The organism is Haloprofundus halophilus (assembly GCF_003439925.1).
GTDB lineage: Archaea > Halobacteriota > Halobacteria > Halobacteriales > Haloferacaceae > Haloprofundus > Haloprofundus halophilus.
Map to the genome: position 1 here is coordinate 1,729,527 of NZ_QQRR01000001.1, position 15,203 is coordinate 1,744,729.

Here is a 15,203-nt window from a genome sequence, read left to right on the forward strand (position 1 = left end):
CGGAGGCGGAGCGCTACGACAGTAGTTCCGCCAGTAACCCGTTCTGGGCGTGGAGGCGGTTTTCGGCCTGCTGCCAGACGAGCGAGCGCTCCGACTCCAGCACCTCGTCGGTGACTTCTTCGCCGCGGTGGGCCGGCAGACAGTGCATCACCTTCGCGTCGGTGTCCGCGAGCAGGGTAGCGCCGAGTTGGAACCCGTCGAACGCCGCCAGTTTCTCCTCGCGCTGGTCTTCCTGTCCCATGCTCACCCACACGTCCGTGTAGACGACGTCCGCGTCGGCGACGGCGGCTTTAGGGTCGGTCGTCGTCTCCGGTTCGCCGCCGAGTTCGGCCGCGCGCGAGAGCACCGAGTCATCGATGCCGTAGCCCGCCGGCGTCGCCACCGTGAGGTCGACGCCCGCGAGCGCACAGCCGAGCACGAACGACTGCGCGACGTTGTTGCCGTCGCCGACCCAGGCGACGTCGACGTCGAAGCCGCCGAACGTCTCGCGGATGGTCAGCAGGTCCGCGAGCGTCTGGCAGGGGTGGGCGTCGTCGGTGAGGCCGTTGACGACCGGAACGGTGGCGTACTCCGCCAGCTCCTCGAGGTCCGCGTGGTCGAACAGCCGCGCCATGATGACGTCGACGTAGCCCGACAGCGCGCGGGCGGTATCCTTGACGGGTTCGCCGTGGCCGAGGTGGACATCGTCGGGACCGAGGAAGATGGCGTGGCCGCCGAGCTTCGTCATCCCCGTCTCGAAGGAGACTCTCGTCCTGGTGCTCGGTTTCTCGAACAGCATCGCCAGCGTCGCCTGCGGGAACTGCACGTCGTCGTCTCCCGCTTTGAGCGCCGCCGCCCGGTCGAGGACGGTCTCGACCTCCGCCGCCGAGAGGTCGTCGATGTCGAGGACGTTCGCCGTCTCCAGTTCGCTCGCGGCGGCCATCACGCGTCGCCTCCGAGTCTCTCGGCGACGGCCGTGAGAACCGACACCGAGTTGTCGAACTCCGAGAGCGAGAGGTGCTCGTTCGGGGCGTGGTCGAGGTCCGAGTCGCCGGGGCCGTAGGTGACCATCGGGCAGTTCCAGACGCCCGCGTAGAGGTTCATGTCGCTCGTCCCGGTCTTCCGGAGCAGACGGGGGTCGCCGCCGGCCTGTCGGATAGCGACGCGGAACGCCCGCGCCACGTCGGTGCGGGGGCTCTCCATCACGGGCGGGATGGGCTCCTGCCAGTGGACGCTCCCGTCGGTGAGCTCCCCCTCCGCGACTTCGCGCACGTCCTCGATGGTGAGCCTCGGGGGCACGCGGAACTGGACGTCGACGGTCGCCTCGACGGCGAAGCCGTCCGCCGTGGGGCCGCCGTCGAAGGCGATGGGTTTCGTCGTCACCGTGTCGAAGACGCCCTCCGAGTCCTCGGCCGCGAAGAACTCCGCGACCCGCGACCACCAGTCGACGGCCGACTGGATGGCGTTGTTCTCCGGGCGCGAGGAGTGGCCGAGTTCGCTCGTGGCGACGTACGTCCCCGCGAGGAAGCCGCGGTAGCCGAGGGTGATACCGTCCCAGCCGCTGGGTTCGCCGTTGACGACGGCGTCGGGTTCCTCGCGCGTCTCGGCGAGGTGGCGCGCGCCGCGGGAGTCGGTCTCCTCGCAGACGACGCCGACGAAGCTCACGCCGGTCTCGACCGCTGCGACGGCCATCGCCGCCAGCGGTCCCGTCGCGTCGACGCTGCCGCGGCCCCACAGTTGGGGGCTGTCCTCGTCCCCGTCGCCCTCGCGTATCTCCACGGGCACCTCGCCGGGGACGGTGTCGACGTGCGACGTGAGGAGTACCGAGTCGTCGGCGGGCGCGCGGACGTTACCCACCTCGTCGACCCAGACTTCGCGGTCGTGCGCCTCGAAGAAGTCGACGAGCACCGCGGCCGCGTCGGCCTCGTCGCCCGAGACCGAGGGCGTCGAGACGAGGTCGTACAGCAGTCGCTTGCCCTCGGTGTCGAGCGCGTCGTGATACGCTCCGTCGCTCTCGGCGGCGCTGACGGTGTTCATCCGAGCACCTCCGCGAAGGCCTCGACGAAGCGGTCGGCGTGTTCCTGTTCGGCGACGAGCGGCGGCAGCAGGCGGACGACCGACCGGCCCGCGGGCAGCGCGAGTATCTGCTCGGAGAGCGCGAGGTCGCGTAGAATGCGGTTCGCGCCGCGTTTGACCTCGATACCGAGCAGCAGGCCCTGCCCGCGCACGTCGCGGACGGGCAGGTCGTGCTCCTCGGTCGCCGCTTCGAGCGACTCGGCGAGGTACGCGCCCACGTCGCCGGCGTGCGTCGGGAGGTCCTCCTCGACGACCACGTCGAGCGTGGCGTTGGCGGCGGCGCAGACGACCGGGCCGCCAGAGAACGTCGACCCGTGGTCGCCGCACGCCTCGGCTATCCAGTCGGCACAGAGCGTCGCCCCGAGCGGGAGGCCCGAGGCGATGCCTTTCGCCGTGGTGAGGACGTCGGGCGTGACGCCCGCGGCCTCGCAGGCCCACAGCGACCCGGTGCGACCGACGCCGGTCTGAATCTCGTCGAAGACGAGCGCCGACCCCGCGTCCTCGGTTATCTCGCGGGCCGACCGCAGGTACTCCGTGTCGGCGGGGTGGACGCCGCCCTCGCCCTGGACGGGTTCGAGGAAGACGGCGGCCGTCTCGTCGTCGACCGCTTCGGCCAGTTCCTCGGCGTCGCCGTAGGAGACGAACTCGACGCCGCCGGCGAGCGGTTCGAACGGCTTCTTGTACTTCTGCTTCCACGTCATCGCCAGCGCGCCGAGAGTGCGGCCGTGGAAGCCGCGCTTCGTGGCGACGATTTTCGAGCGCCCGGTCGCGCTGCGAGCGAACTTCATCGCCGCCTCGTTGGCTTCGGTACCGGAGTTGCAGAGCCAGACGTTCGAGATATCGCCGGGCGCGAGCGTCGCCAACTTGTCGTACAGTTCGGTGCGCGCGGCGACGGGGTACGACCCTTGGACGTAGAGCAACTCGCCGGCCTGCTTCTGGACCGCGTCGACGACGTTCGGGTGGCAGTGCCCCGTCGCGGCGACGGCGTAGCTCGCGCCGAAATCGAGGTACTCGGTGCCGTCGTCGGCGTACAGCGACATCCCCTCGCCCGATTCGATCTGGATGGGCTTCTCCGAGAAGACGAAGCCGCTCACGCGGAGTCACCTCCGAGCGCCGAGGCGTCGACAGAGTCGGCGGTGGTTTCGGGTGCGTCCTCGCCGAGTGCGCCGGGCGTGATGCGCGTTCCCGCGCCGTTGAGCGCCGAGACGATAGGGTCGTTGACGTTCGCGTCGGAGACGACGACGGCCGATGCGCCGCCGGTTAGCGCCTCCTTCGCCGCCATCACTTTCTTCGTCATGAACCCCTCGGCAGCCGAGTCGAGCGCCGCGAGCTCCTCGGGCGTCGCCGCCGAGTCAACGAGCGTCGCCTCGTCGTCGGGGTCCTCGTACACGCCCGAAACGTCGGTCAGGACGACGAGTTCCGCACCGAGCGCGCCAGCGACAGCGGCCGCGGCGCGGTCGGCGTCGGCGTTGACGGGCGTGACGGAGCCATCCTTCTCCTTGCCGAGCATCGGCACCGTGACGACCGGCGTGTAACCGTCCGCGAGCAGCGTCTCCAGCAGTTGGGAGTTGACCGATTCGATCTTCCCGGAGTGGTCGCCGCGTTTGATCTTCTTTTTCCCATTTTCGACGACGCGGACGGCGGATTTGCGCTTGCCCGTCAGGAGGCCGCCGTCGACGCCCGAGAGGCCGACCGCGTCGACGCCCGCGTCGCGGAGCGTCGCCGTCAGGTCGGTGTTGAGCTTGCCGGGCATCACCATCGAGAACACCTCCATCGCGCGCTCGTCGGTGAAGCGGCCGACGACGCCCGACGGCGTCTCGACGTACGTCGGCTCCTCGCCGAGCGCTTCGAGCGTGTCGTCGACGGCCGTCGACCCGCCGTGGACGACGACGACGTCTCTCCCGTTTGCGACGAGGTGCGCCACGTCGCTCACCGCGCCCGCGGGGTCGACGGCTTTCGCGCCGCCGACTTTGACGACGACCGGCGGCTGTCGGTTTGCGGAGCCACCGTCGGTTCGGGTCGACGTGCCACCGTCGGTGTACAGTTGGTCGTCGTCTGTGCCGCAGTCGTTGTCGACGAGTTGCTCGTGGGCCGCGAGCAGTTCGTCGCGCGTGTAGGTGCTCTGTGTCATCGGTGTGTCTCTCGTAGTTCTGTTCCAATCCGGTTCTCAGGGCGAGCCGACGGGGTGCAGGCCGGTGAATTCGAGTCCGGCGGTCTCGTCGAGTCCGAGCGCGACGTTCGCCGCGTGGACCGCCTGCCCGGCGGAGCCTTTCATCATGTTGTCGATAGCCGAGAAGACGACGAGGCGCTCGTTCGCGGGGTCGACCTCGAAGCCGACCTCCCCGAAGTTCGTCCCGGCGACGGCTTTCGGCTCGGGGTAGCGGTAGACGCCCCCGCCGCCGGCGACCGTGCGCATGAACGGTTCGTCCTCGTAGCTCTCGCGGTACGCGCCCCAGAGGTCGCCCTTCGTGACGGGCGAGTCGGGGAAGACGTGACACGTCGCCGACGCCCCGCGCACCATGTCCACGGCGTGGACGGTGAACGACACCGAGAGGCCGAGGAACTGCTCGATTTCGGCCTCGTGGCGGTGCCCGGTCGGCGCGTACGGGCGGACGACGCCCGAGCGCTCGGCGTGCGAGGAGGCTTTGCCTGACGACGCGCCACCTTCCGACGAGCCGACTTTCACGTCGACGACGACCTGCTCGTCGCCGTCCAGAACGCCGGCGTCGAACAGCGGTTTGAGTCCGAGAATCGTCGCCGTCGCGTTGCAGCCACCGGCGGCGATGAGGTCCGCGCCGGGCAGCTCGTCGCGCGTCAGTTCGGGCAGCGCGTAGACGGATTTCTCCAGGTACTCGGGCGCAACGTGGCCGTCGTACCACTCGTCGTACTGCTCTTCCGTCTGGAGGCGGAAGTCCGCCGAGAGGTCGACGACGGTGTCGGCCGCGTCCCGAAAGGTGTCGATGTGCTCCATCGAGACGCCGTGGGGCGTCGCCGCGAACAGCACGTCGACCGATTCGAGGTCTTCCGGGGAACTGAAGCGGAGGTCGAGTTCGCGGAGGTTGGGATGGACCGAGCCGACGGTCTTGCGGTCGTACTGGCGGCTCGTCGCCTGCGCGACCTCGAACTCGGGGTGGCCCGCGAGCAGGCGAAGGAGTTCGCCGCCCGTGAAACCGGAGCCGCCGACGACGGTCGCCGAGAGGCTCACGCGAGCGCCTCCGCGGCCGTCTTCTCGGCCGCTTTCGATTCGAGCCAGTCGACGACGGCGGCGGGAACGTCGACGTCGGTCGTCCCGTTCAGCGCCTTGAACTCGACGGTGTGGTTCACCTCGTGGACCGTGTAGCTGTCGCCCGTCTCCATCAGGTCGACGCCGAGCAGGCCGCCGCCGACGGCGTCGCTGGCCTTCTCGACGAGTTCGAGCGCCTCGTCGTCCAGCTCGAACTCCTCCGTTTCGCCGCCCTTCGCGGCGTTCGTGAGCCAGTGTTCGGAGGAGCGCGTCATCGCGGCGACGGGTTCGCCGTCGGTCGCCACGACGCGGATGTCGCGGCCGGGCTTCTCGACGAACTCCTGGACGTAGAACACCTTGTGCTCGTAGTGGCCCAGCGTCGCCTTGTGCTCCAGAATCGCTTCGGCGGCGCTCCTGGAGTCGATCTTCGCCATCAGGCGGCCCCACGAACCGACGACGGGTTTCAGGACGCACGGGTAGCCGAACGACTCGATGGCGTCCATTGCGCTCTCCTTCGTGAACGCGACTTTCGTCTCGGGCGTGGGCACGCCCGCCTCAGCGAGCGCGAGGCTGTTCTTCGCCTTGTCGGCGCAGATTTCGGCGGTCTCGGGGCTGTTGACGACGGGCACGCCGTAGCTCTCGATGAAGCGCGTCGCGTACAGCGAGCGCGACGTGGCGAGACAGCGGTCGACGACGATGTCGAGGTCGTCGACGGGCGCGGTCGTGTCGTGGAGCCCGAACTGGTGCTTGCGGACGTCGATTTTGGTGACGTCGTGGCCGCGCTCACGAAGCTCCGAGAGGAGAAGCTTCTCGTCCTTGCGGATGCGCGAGTAGAGGATACCTATCTTCACAGCTACTCCCCCCAGTCCTCTTCGAGCTCGGGGGCTCGGTCGAGGACCGGCGGGTTGACGTCGATGACTTCGAGTTCCGCACCGCAGGTGCCGCAGTCGATTATCTCTCCGGTTTCGAGGTCGTCGGCGAGGTCCAGCGTGGCCCCGCACTCGGCGCATTCTGCTTCGGTCATGGTGTACTCACCGCTTGTGGGTTAGCAACCTTAAATGCAGCGAATTTGTTTGTGAAAATTAATAACGGAGTCGCCGCTAAGCGAGTCGAGAGCGTTCGTCGCCGCCGTTTTGGAATTTCTTATCGAGATTCCGAGTGATGTTGTCCCCCGAAGGGGACGGCGGCGGGAGCGGCACTCCCGCGAGCCCTCGGGTTCCGACCGCCTCACCCGAGGACGGCGGCGGGAGCGGCGCGCCGACGACCGTTCGGACCGGTTTCGGCAGCGGTCGCGGTTCCGGTCGCGGTCGTCGGCCCCCCGCTCGCGGTCGTCGCGGGAGGCGCCGGAGTCGCGGAGCCGAGGCTCGCGGTCGTCGGAGTCCTCGCAGTCGCTCAGACATAGCTGTCGACCTCCGCCTGCAATCTCTCGTCGGCTTCGGCCAGTTCGTCGCGCCGTGCGGCGACCGATTCGGCATCGTCGTCGAAGCGCGTCCCCGCCTCGTCGAGTTGCGTCTCGACCGCCGACGCCGCGGGGCCGCCGAGCGAGTCGCGAGTCGCGACGCTCTCGGCGGGGTCGAGCACGGCTTGGACGGTCTCGCGGTTCACGCGCGTCCAGAGGGACTCCCCTAAAACGTCATCTGCGGCCGCGTCAAGTTTTGCAGCAGTAGTTGCCGGGTCGTCCCCGTCGTCGATTCCTTCGGCCGCGGCGGCGACGATCTCGTGCGCCGTGCGGAACGGCATCCCCGTCGCCGCCAGCGCGTCGGCGACACCCGTCGCCGTCGAGAAACCGTCGCCCGCGTCCGCGGCCAGTTCGTCGGCGTTCCACGCCGCGGTAGCGACTGCGCCCGCTGCCACGTCCGTCGCGTTGACGACGGCGTCGACGGCGCGGAACGCGTGCGGGTGCGCCAGTTGCAGGTCGCGGTTGTACGCGCGCGGCAGACCCTTGAGATTCGTCAGGAGGCCCGTGAGGCCGCCGACGGCGTCGCCCGCGGTGCCGCGGACGAGTTCGAGCGTGTCGGGGTTCTTCTTCTGCGGCATGATGGAGGACGTCGAGGAGTAGTCGTCCGAGAGGTCGACGTACCCCTTGTTCGCGAAGATGACGAGGTCCTCCGCGAGCCCCGAGATGGTCGTCGCGTGCGTCGCGAGCGCGCCGAGCGTCTCCGCGAGGAAATCCCGAGAAGAGGAGGCGTCCATCGAGTTGCCGAGCACGGAATCGAAGCCGAGCAGGTCGGCGGTGCGCTCGCGGTCGATGTCGAACGGCGTGCCCGCGAACGCCGCACCGCCCAGGGGCGATTGGTTGATGCGTCCGTAGGCGTCCAGAAGACGGGCCGTGTCGCGGGCGACGGCTGCCTCGTACGACAGCAGGTAGTGGGCGACGGTGACGGGTTGGGCGGGTTGCAGGTGCGTGTAGCCGGGCATCACCGTCTCGGTGTGTTCCGCAGCGGTCTCGCGGAGCGCTTCGCGGAGCGCGAGCGTTCCTTCTATCGCGTCGAGCACGTCCTCGCGCAGGCGGTACCGGATGCATGTCGCCACCTCGTCGTTGCGACTGCGGGCGGTGTGCATCTTCCCGCCGTCTTCGCCGACGCGCTGGATGACTGCGGCCTCGATGGCCTCGTGGACGTCCTCGCCGTCGGGCAGTTCGGCGTGTCCCGCGTCTTCGACCGATTCGAGCGCGACGAGGATATCGGCGGCGTCACCGTCGTCGACGATGCCTTGCTCGGCGAGCATCACGACGTGCGCGCGGTCGACGGCGAGGTCGGCCTCGAAGATGCGTTCGTCGGCCGCGAGGCTGGAGAGGAAGTCGCGGGCGGGGCCGCCGCTGAAACGGTCGCGGCGGATGACGTCGCCTGCGGACTCCTCCGTCATGGATTACTCGTCCTCTTCGCTCTCGGTGTTCGTCTCGTCGCCCGTCGCCCCGCCGTCGGCGGCGAGTTCGGGTTTCTCGACGTTGTTCGCCACCTCGTTGGCGAGACGCGACTGGAAGCCGTGGTACTTGGCGACGCCCGTCGCGTCGGCCTGCTCGATGCCGTCGACCGTCTCGGTGTTGAACGAGGCGGCCGACTCGGAGTAGACGGCGTATTCGCTCTCGCGGGCGACCGGGCGGGCCTGTCCGCCCTGTAGCTTAACCGTCACGGTGCCGGTCACCGTCTGCTGGCTGTCGTCGACGTAGGCGTTCAGCGAGTCCATCAGCGGCGCGTCGACGAGGCCCTCGTAGCCTTTCTGGGCCCACTCGTTGTCGACGGTCGTCTTGAAATCGCGCTCCTCTTTCGTGAGGACGAGACCTTCGAGCGCCTCGTGGGCGGTGAGGAGGACGGTGGCGGCCGGGTGCTCGTAGTTCTCGCGCACCTTCAGACCGAGCATGCGGTCCTCCATCATGTCGGTGCGGCCGACGCCGTACGCGCCCGCGAGGTCGTTGAGGTGCTCGATGAGCGCGAGCGGCTCCATCTCCTCGCCGTCGACGGCGACGGGGTAGCCGTTCTCGAACTCGATTTCGACGAGTTCCGTCTCGCTACCGGGCGCGTCGGTCCACTCGTAGATTTCTTCGGGAGGGACGTAGCCCGGGTCTTCCAGTTGACCGCCCTCGATGGAGCGACTCCAGAGGTTGGTGTCGATGGACCAGACGCCCTCGTTGCCGCCCTCGACGGGCAGTTCCTTCTCGGCGGCGTACTCCATCTCCCACTCGCGGGTGAGACCGAGTTCGCGCACGGGGGCGATGACTTCGAGGTCGGAGGCGCGCCAGACCGCCTCGAAGCGGAGCTGGTCGTTGCCTTTGCCGGTGCAGCCGTGGGCGATTCCCTCGCAGCCGTGTTCCTTCGCCACGTCGAGGATGGCCTCGGCGATGACCGGACGCGCGAGCGCCGTCCCGAGGGGGTACCCCTGGTAGGTCGCGTTCGCGCGGACGGAGTCGAGGCACTGGTCGGCGAACTCGGCTCGCGCGTCGACGACGTAGTGTTCGAGGTCCAACGCCTCGGCCGTCTCTTCGGCCTCCTCGAACTCTTCCTCGGGTTGGCCGACGTCGACCGTGACGCCGATTACTTCGTCGTACCCGTACTCCTCTTCGAGGAGCGGGACGCAGACTGTCGTGTCGAGTCCGCCGCTAAACGCGAGTGCCACGCGTGTCATTACTCCATGGTGGAACACTCGGGGTATTAAATTCTGCGCTTTGGTGTTCGGAATAAAATTGAATACTGGAGGCTACGCGGCCGAAAAGGTGGAAATCTGCACTTGGCAGTTCGAGCAAAGTGCGACGACGATGGGGGTGAGATAGAGTAGGGCCTAGAGGCCCGGTCGCGGCGCTCGCACGGCTCGGACGGGGGCGGCCGGTCCGGCGCGGCGAGTGCGCGTCATTACTGGATTGGTAATATGGGGACGCTATTAAACGCTTTCGGGGCGGCAAGCGTTGCTGTTCGAATTCGGGGGTCGTGAGGGGTTGCGAGTGAAACGGTCCTGTGATGGCTCCGTGGTCGACAAACGAGAGAGGGAACGGTGAGTCGAAGACCGCTGCCGGGCGCAGCGAGAGGCCGCACCCTCAGACCACCGGCGAGCTTTGCTCGCCGAGCTGCCAGAACGCAACGCGTTCCGGCAACTCCCCAGCCTCGCAGTCGATACGAGAGTCGACCGCTCCCTCGCGCATCTATCGGGCGGACGGAGCCGCCCTCCGGCGCGCGCCGGAGCGCCGTCTCGTCGGCGCGAGAGATGCGCGAGGGGCGACTGAGCGAGCGCGAAGCGCGAGCGAAGGAGTCGGCTGGGGAGGGTGAGGTATCTCGGTGCGCCCGGCAGTCGGAGTCGACCGCCGAACTCCGTATCGGGCGTCCCCCCACTCAGTCTCTCCGCTCACCGTACCGACTCCTACGAAAACGACACCGAACGAACACACACGTCCGAGACTTTTAACCCGGTGACGCGCAAGCGGGGAGTAGTGGCTGAGACGAACGGACACATGCGGTTCTTCCCGTACGAGGAGCCCTACCCCAACCAGCGGGCGGCGATGGACGGCATCGCCAACGCGTTCGCGCGCGAGCAGGACGTGCTCATCGAGGGCGCACCCGGCACGGGAAAGACACTCTCGGCGCTCGTCCCCGCGCTGGAGTTCGCCCGCGAGAACGACAAGACGGTCGTCATCACGACGAACGTCCACCAGCAGATGCGCCAGTTCGTCGAGGACGCCCGCGCCATCACGCGCACCGAGCCGATTCGGGCCGTGGTGTTCCGCGGGAAGGCGTCGATGTGCCACATCGACGTGGGGTACGAGGAGTGTCAGAGCCTCCGCGACACGACGCGCTCCGTGGCCGAGAAGGAAGAGGACAAACAACAGCTCGAACGCCGCCAGGAGCAACTGCTCGAACGGAGCCGCGACGGCGACTCGGGTGCCGCGGAAGCCCGCAGCGCCGTCATGGACGAACTCGACCAGCTAGACGACGAACTGGAGGACCTCCGCGAGACGAACGTCTGCGAGCACTACTACAACAACCTCGTCCGAGACAACACGGAGTTCTTCTCGTGGCTGTTCGAGGACGTGCGCACGCCCGACGACGTGTACGAGTACGCCGACGAGCACCACCTCTGCGGGTACGAACTCCTCAAGGAAGGGATGGAGGGCGTCGACCTCGTCGTCTGCAACTACCACCACCTGCTCGACCCGATGATCCGCGAGCAGTTCTTCCGGTGGCTGGACCGCGACCCCGGCGACGTCATCACCGTCTTCGACGAGGCACACAACATCGAGGGCGCGGCCCGCGACCACGCCAGCCGAACGCTCACCGAGAACACCATCGAGAGCGCGCTCCACGAACTGGAGGAGGCCGACGACTCCCGAAGCGAACCGGCCGCAAACGTGCTCGAAGCGTTCCTCGGCGCGCTCCGTCGAACGTACGACGAGAGTTTCGGGTTCGGCGAACGCGAGCAAGTCGGCGAGAACTGGTCCGACGTCGGCATCGCCAATCCGGACCGCCGCGACGACCTGACGCTCGAATTTCTGCAGAGCTACGAGGGCCGCGGCATCGACGCGGAGGTGGAGTTGGCGCTCCAACTCGGAAAGTCGCTCGACGAGCAGTACGAACAGGCGTACAAGGACGGCGAGACGACCAGTCGGAAGGAGTGCCAGACGCTACAGGCGGCGGCGTTTCTCTCGTCGTGGATGGAGGACGGCACCAAACTCGGCCAACATCCGATGGTCTCGGTCCGACGTGACAGCGGCACCGAGGAGATATACGGCCGCGCCGAACTGTACACCTGCATCCCGCGGCAGGTGACCGAGTCGCTGTTCGAGGAGGTCCACGCGAGCGTCCTCATGAGCGCGACGCTCCGCCCCTTCGACGTGACCGAGGACGTTCTCGGCATCGAGAACGCGGTCACCCTCGCCTACGGGATGGAGTACCCCGAGGAGAACCGGCGGACGTTCGCGGTGCAGACGCCCGCGCTCTTCGCCAAGGAGCGAAACGACGAGTCGACGCAGGAGACCATCGCGAGCGTGCTCTCGGACGCAATTCGGTTCACCCCCGGAAACACGCTCGTCTTCTTCCCCTCCTACGCGGAGGCGCAACGCTACTACGAGATGCTGGGCGGGAGCGGCCTCGGCGGCGCGTCCTTGGGTTCGCTCATGCTCGACGAGGCGGGTACGCGCACCGAGGACCTCCGCCAGCGGTTCGTGTCGAGCGAGAACGCGACACTCTTCACCTCGCTGTGGGGGACGCTCGCCGAGGGCGTGAGCTTCGACGGCGACGACGCCCGGACCGTCCTCGTCGTCGGCGTCCCCTACCCGCACCTCTCGGAGCGGATGGAGGCGGTACAGGACGCCTACGACCGGGCGTACGCCGACCGAGGCCGTGATCCCGGGTGGCGCTACGCCGTCGAGATTCCGACGATTCGAAAGACCCGGCAGGCGCTCGGGCGGGTCATCCGCTCGCCCGAGGACTTCGGGGTTCGCGCGCTCGTCGACAAGCGTTACACCTCGGCGAGCGACACGATGGGCAAGTACGGCGTCCGCGACACGTTCCCGCCGGAGGAGCGGCGGGAACTCATCGACGTCGGCCCCGAGAAGCTGAAGTTCGCCATGCTCAACTTCTACGCCGGCCACGACGCGTACGACGGCGAGCCGCCCAGTCCCTAGCTCTCCAATTCCGCCGACAGAGCGGGTCAGAAGCCGTTTCGGGCGAACGCTTATCCGCACCCCATCCTAAGCCGAGATATGCGAGCGCGACCCCCGGGTCCCCGCGGTGTCCCGCTGTTCGGCAGCAGCCAGCAGTACGCGAGAGACCCCTTCGGTTTCCTCACCGCCTGCGCCGACGCCTACGGCGACGTGGTCCACTTCGACCTCGGTCCGCTGGAGACGTACATGCTCACGAACCCCGAGGACATCGAGACGGTGCTGGTGAGCGAAGCCGAGAGATACCGAAAACCGCGGTTTCAGGACGACGCCATCGGCGACCTGCTCGGCGAGGGGTTGCTCCTGAGCGAGGGCGAAACGTGGCGCGAGCAGCGCGAGTTGGCGCAACCGGCGTTCAACATGCAGCGCATCGCCTCGCTCGACGGGACGATGACCGACTACACCGAGGCGATGCTCGACGAATGGCGCGACGGCGAGACGCTGAACGTCCAGATCGAGATGGCGCGGCTGACGGTCAAAATCATCGTCGAGGCGATGTTCGGGTCGACGGCGGGCGACGACCGCGTCCAGCGGGTACAGGAACACCTCGAACCGCTCGGCGCGCGATTCGAACCGGACCCGCGGCGCTTCCTCGTCCCCGACTGGGCGCCGACGCGGGAGAACCGCGAGTACCGCGAGGCCATCGAAGTGCTCGAAGGAATCATCGACGAGATCGTCGGCGAACGCAGGGGAACCGAGAACGACCCCTCGCGGATGGACCTCCTCTCGATTCTCATGCGTGCGCAGGCGCGCGGCGAACAGACCGACCGGCAGTTGCGCGACGAGATGATGACGATGCTGTTGGCGGGCCACGACACCACCGCGCTGACGCTCACGTACACGTGGTATCTGCTCTCGCAGCATCCCGACGTAGAGCAGAAGGTTCACGCCGAACTCGACGAGGTGCTCGGCGACGACCCACCCACGGCGCGGGATACGCGAAAGATGCGGTACACAGAACAGGTGCTACAGGAGACGATGCGCCTGTACCCGCCGGTGTACACGCTGTTCCGCGAACCGCTCGTCGACGTGAAACTCGGCGGGTACCGGGTACCAGAGGGAGCGGCAGTGATGCTCCCGCAGTGGGCGGTCCACCGCTCTTCGAGATACTACGACGACCCTCTCGAATTCGACCCGGACCGCTGGACGCCCGCCGAGCGCTCGAAGCGTCCGCGGCTCTCGTACTTCCCGTTCGGGGCCGGCCCGCGCCACTGCATCGGCAAGCAGTTCTCGATGCTCGAAGCCAAGTTGATTCTCGGCACCGTCGCCCGGAAGTACTCGCTGGAGTACGTCGGTGAGGACGACCCGCTCACGCTTCGTGGGTCGCTGACGATGCATCCGCGGAATCCGATGGAGATGCGGTTGCACGCACGTGAACGATAGCCGCTACCCCCGAAGCGGAACCGTCCCGACGACTTCTCTGTACTCCGCGCTCCAGACGTCGAGTTCGGAGACGGTCCACGTCACCGGGTCGAATTCGGCGTTTCGGAGCGCGTCGACCGCGGACGGAGAACCGCCGCGGGCGAGCGTCACGTGCGGGACGTAGTCGTCGCCCTCCAGCCCCGCTATCGCGTCGAACCGGTCGACGAGTCTGTCGTGAAGCGCGAGGAGGCCGGGGCTGTCGACGACGAGGTAGACGACGGGGCCGTCGCCGCGGGTCGGTCGCTCGAACGCGTCGATGCCCGTAACTCGCGCCTCGAACGTCGGTTCGTTCGCCAGCGGCAGACGAAGCGTCTCGCGGAGACGGTCGTACGACTGGTTCTCGAATCGCTTGACGACGAGCGTGTGGCGGTCCCGTATCGTCTCGAACGCGGTCAACCGCGGGTAGAGTTCGTCGGCCAACCGCTGGACTGACCCCGGCACGGGGACGTTGAGGCTGTAGCTCACGTCAGATCCACCCCGCCGCCGAGAGCGACGCGTGCCAGTCGGTGGCGTAGTCGGGTGAGGTCGCCGACTCGCCGACGAGACAGAGCCCGTTCACCGACTGGACGCCGTCGAACCGGCCGCGCCACCCGATTCGGTAGCTGTCGCGCCCGCCCTCGTCCGCGCCGTCGGCGACGCGGGGGCGGAGCCGACCGTCACGGAGCGGGAAGTCGACGCCGAACGTCGCGCCGCCACCGCCCTCGCCCGTCGCCGCGACCGATACCGCCCGCGGGCCGCTCACCCGCGCGGTCGGCGCGGAGTCGAGCAGTTCGGTGGCGGAATCGAGGTCGAGTCCCACCTCGAAGCTCGTGAGCGCGACACCGATGGAGCGGCCGACCGCGTCGAGCCACACCGAGTCGTTCAGCGGTCTGGCCGCACACCAGAGCCAGTAGGCGACGTGGCGGCGGCCGTCGGTGTCGAAGCGACGGAGCCCGTAGCGGGCGATGGCGGCGTCGGCGACGGCGTACGCGTCGCCGTCGAGGGTGGCCCGAAGCGAGAGCCGCGTCCCGTTCTCGAAGTCGACCTCCGTCGGTGCGGGGGCCTCGCCGGTTCCCCAGACGCCGCCGTCGCCGTACCGACGGTCCATCCGGGAGACGTAGCCGGCGAACGTGCGTTCGTCGAGTCGGTCCGAGTCGGCCGTGAGCGACATCGACTCGCTCGCAGTGGCAACGACGACCGGTGGCGCACGACCGAGACAGCCGACCGTCGCGACGCCGAGCGTACTCGCCGCGGCGACGCGGCGGAGAAACGTCCGGCGGGAACTGGTCGGTGTCGTCATCGGCACCGACTACGCACGGAAGTACAAAAATCCGGCAGGTGCGCGCACGGGAGAGACGGGACCACGCGCGCGCGTAGCGG

At 68.1% G+C, this 15,203-nt stretch carries 13 protein-coding genes; 2 read left to right on the forward strand and 11 right to left on the reverse strand.

Annotation, left to right across the window (positions count from 1 at the left end):
- Positions 1–13: 13 nt before the first annotated feature.
- The 9 genes from argF to DV709_RS08795 all read right to left on the reverse strand — a co-directional run bounded on the left by argF (position 14) and on the right by DV709_RS08795 (position 9,400).
- Positions 14–922: an ornithine carbamoyltransferase gene (argF, locus tag DV709_RS08755; protein WP_117593717.1), complete on the reverse strand. Its 909-nt coding sequence runs from the start codon at positions 920–922 to the stop codon at positions 14–16.
- Positions 922–2,016 (reverse strand): [LysW]-lysine hydrolase, encoded by a 1,095-nt coding sequence (locus DV709_RS08760; RefSeq protein WP_117593719.1) that lies wholly within the window; start codon positions 2,014–2,016, stop codon positions 922–924. The genes argF and DV709_RS08760 overlap by 1 nt, the downstream gene beginning before the upstream one ends.
- Positions 2,013–3,149 carry an aspartate aminotransferase family protein gene (locus DV709_RS08765; protein WP_117593721.1) on the reverse strand — a complete coding sequence of 379 codons (1,137 nt, stop codon included), beginning with the start codon at positions 3,147–3,149 and terminating at the stop codon, positions 2,013–2,015. The genes DV709_RS08760 and DV709_RS08765 overlap by 4 nt, the downstream gene beginning before the upstream one ends.
- The gene (locus tag DV709_RS08770; protein ID WP_117593723.1) at positions 3,146–4,186 is read right to left on the reverse strand and encodes an acetylglutamate/acetylaminoadipate kinase; all 1,041 of its coding nucleotides are present in this window, start codon (positions 4,184–4,186) and stop codon (positions 3,146–3,148) included. The genes DV709_RS08765 and DV709_RS08770 overlap by 4 nt, the downstream gene beginning before the upstream one ends.
- Positions 4,187–4,222: 36 nt before the next feature.
- Positions 4,223–5,260, reverse strand: coding sequence for an N-acetyl-gamma-glutamyl-phosphate reductase (gene argC, locus DV709_RS08775; protein WP_117593724.1), 1,038 nt, complete (start codon positions 5,258–5,260; stop codon positions 4,223–4,225).
- Positions 5,257–6,129 (reverse strand): lysine biosynthesis protein LysX, encoded by an 873-nt coding sequence (gene lysX, locus DV709_RS08780; protein ID WP_117593726.1) that lies wholly within the window; start codon positions 6,127–6,129, stop codon positions 5,257–5,259. Before lysX ends, argC begins: the two co-directional genes overlap by 4 nt.
- A 2-nt stretch (positions 6,130–6,131) precedes the next feature.
- On the reverse strand, positions 6,132–6,302 hold the full coding sequence (lysW, locus tag DV709_RS08785) for a lysine biosynthesis protein LysW (RefSeq protein ID WP_058583370.1): 171 nt from the start codon (positions 6,300–6,302) through the stop codon (positions 6,132–6,134).
- A gap of 368 nt (positions 6,303–6,670) precedes the next feature.
- The gene (argH, locus tag DV709_RS08790; protein WP_117593728.1) at positions 6,671–8,143 is read right to left on the reverse strand and encodes an argininosuccinate lyase; all 1,473 of its coding nucleotides are present in this window, start codon (positions 8,141–8,143) and stop codon (positions 6,671–6,673) included.
- Positions 8,144–8,146: 3 nt separating this feature from the next.
- Entirely contained in the window at positions 8,147–9,400 is a 1,254-nt protein-coding gene (locus DV709_RS08795; RefSeq protein ID WP_117593730.1) for an argininosuccinate synthase, read from the reverse strand.
- A gap of 817 nt (positions 9,401–10,217) precedes the next feature.
- On the opposite strand from DV709_RS08795, the gene DV709_RS08800 reads away from it, so the two are divergent.
- Both DV709_RS08800 and DV709_RS08805 read left to right on the forward strand, forming a co-directional pair.
- The gene (locus DV709_RS08800; protein ID WP_117594203.1) at positions 10,218–12,386 is read left to right on the forward strand and encodes an ATP-dependent DNA helicase; all 2,169 of its coding nucleotides are present in this window, start codon (positions 10,218–10,220) and stop codon (positions 12,384–12,386) included.
- Between the two features lie 78 nt (positions 12,387–12,464).
- Positions 12,465–13,805, forward strand: coding sequence for a cytochrome P450 (locus DV709_RS08805; protein ID WP_117593732.1), 1,341 nt, complete (start codon positions 12,465–12,467; stop codon positions 13,803–13,805).
- A gap of 3 nt (positions 13,806–13,808) precedes the next feature.
- Here DV709_RS08805 and DV709_RS08810 read toward each other — a convergent pair whose 3' ends face one another.
- Together DV709_RS08810 and DV709_RS08815 are read right to left on the reverse strand one after the other, a co-directional pair.
- Positions 13,809–14,309, reverse strand: coding sequence for a 2'-5' RNA ligase family protein (locus DV709_RS08810; RefSeq protein WP_117593734.1), 501 nt, complete (start codon positions 14,307–14,309; stop codon positions 13,809–13,811).
- Between the two features lies 1 nt (position 14,310).
- Positions 14,311–15,123, reverse strand: a complete 813-nt coding sequence (locus tag DV709_RS08815) for a hypothetical protein (RefSeq protein WP_117593736.1) — start codon at positions 15,121–15,123, stop codon at positions 14,311–14,313.
- Between the last annotated feature and the right edge of the window lie 80 nt (positions 15,124–15,203).

Bases quoted from the DNA above. Each gene is read 5' to 3' on its own strand.
- argF (WP_117593717.1), bottom strand. From the start codon at position 922: ATGGCCGCCGCGAGCGAACTGGAGACGGCGAACGTCCTCGACATCGAC.
- DV709_RS08760 (WP_117593719.1), bottom strand. From the start codon at position 2,016: ATGAACACCGTCAGCGCCGCCGAGAGCGACGGAGCGTATCACGACGCG.
- DV709_RS08770 (WP_117593723.1), bottom strand. From the start codon at position 4,186: ATGACACAGAGCACCTACACGCGCGACGAACTGCTCGCGGCCCACGAG.
- lysW (WP_058583370.1), bottom strand. From the start codon at position 6,302: ATGACCGAAGCAGAATGCGCCGAGTGCGGGGCCACGCTGGACCTCGCC.
- argH (WP_117593728.1), bottom strand. From the start codon at position 8,143: ATGACGGAGGAGTCCGCAGGCGACGTCATCCGCCGCGACCGTTTCAGC.
- DV709_RS08795 (WP_117593730.1), bottom strand. From the start codon at position 9,400: ATGACACGCGTGGCACTCGCGTTTAGCGGCGGACTCGACACGACAGTC.
- DV709_RS08800 (WP_117594203.1), top strand. From the start codon at position 10,218: ATGCGGTTCTTCCCGTACGAGGAGCCCTACCCCAACCAGCGGGCGGCG.
- DV709_RS08805 (WP_117593732.1), top strand. From the start codon at position 12,465: ATGCGAGCGCGACCCCCGGGTCCCCGCGGTGTCCCGCTGTTCGGCAGC.
- DV709_RS08815 (WP_117593736.1), bottom strand. From the start codon at position 15,123: ATGACGACACCGACCAGTTCCCGCCGGACGTTTCTCCGCCGCGTCGCC.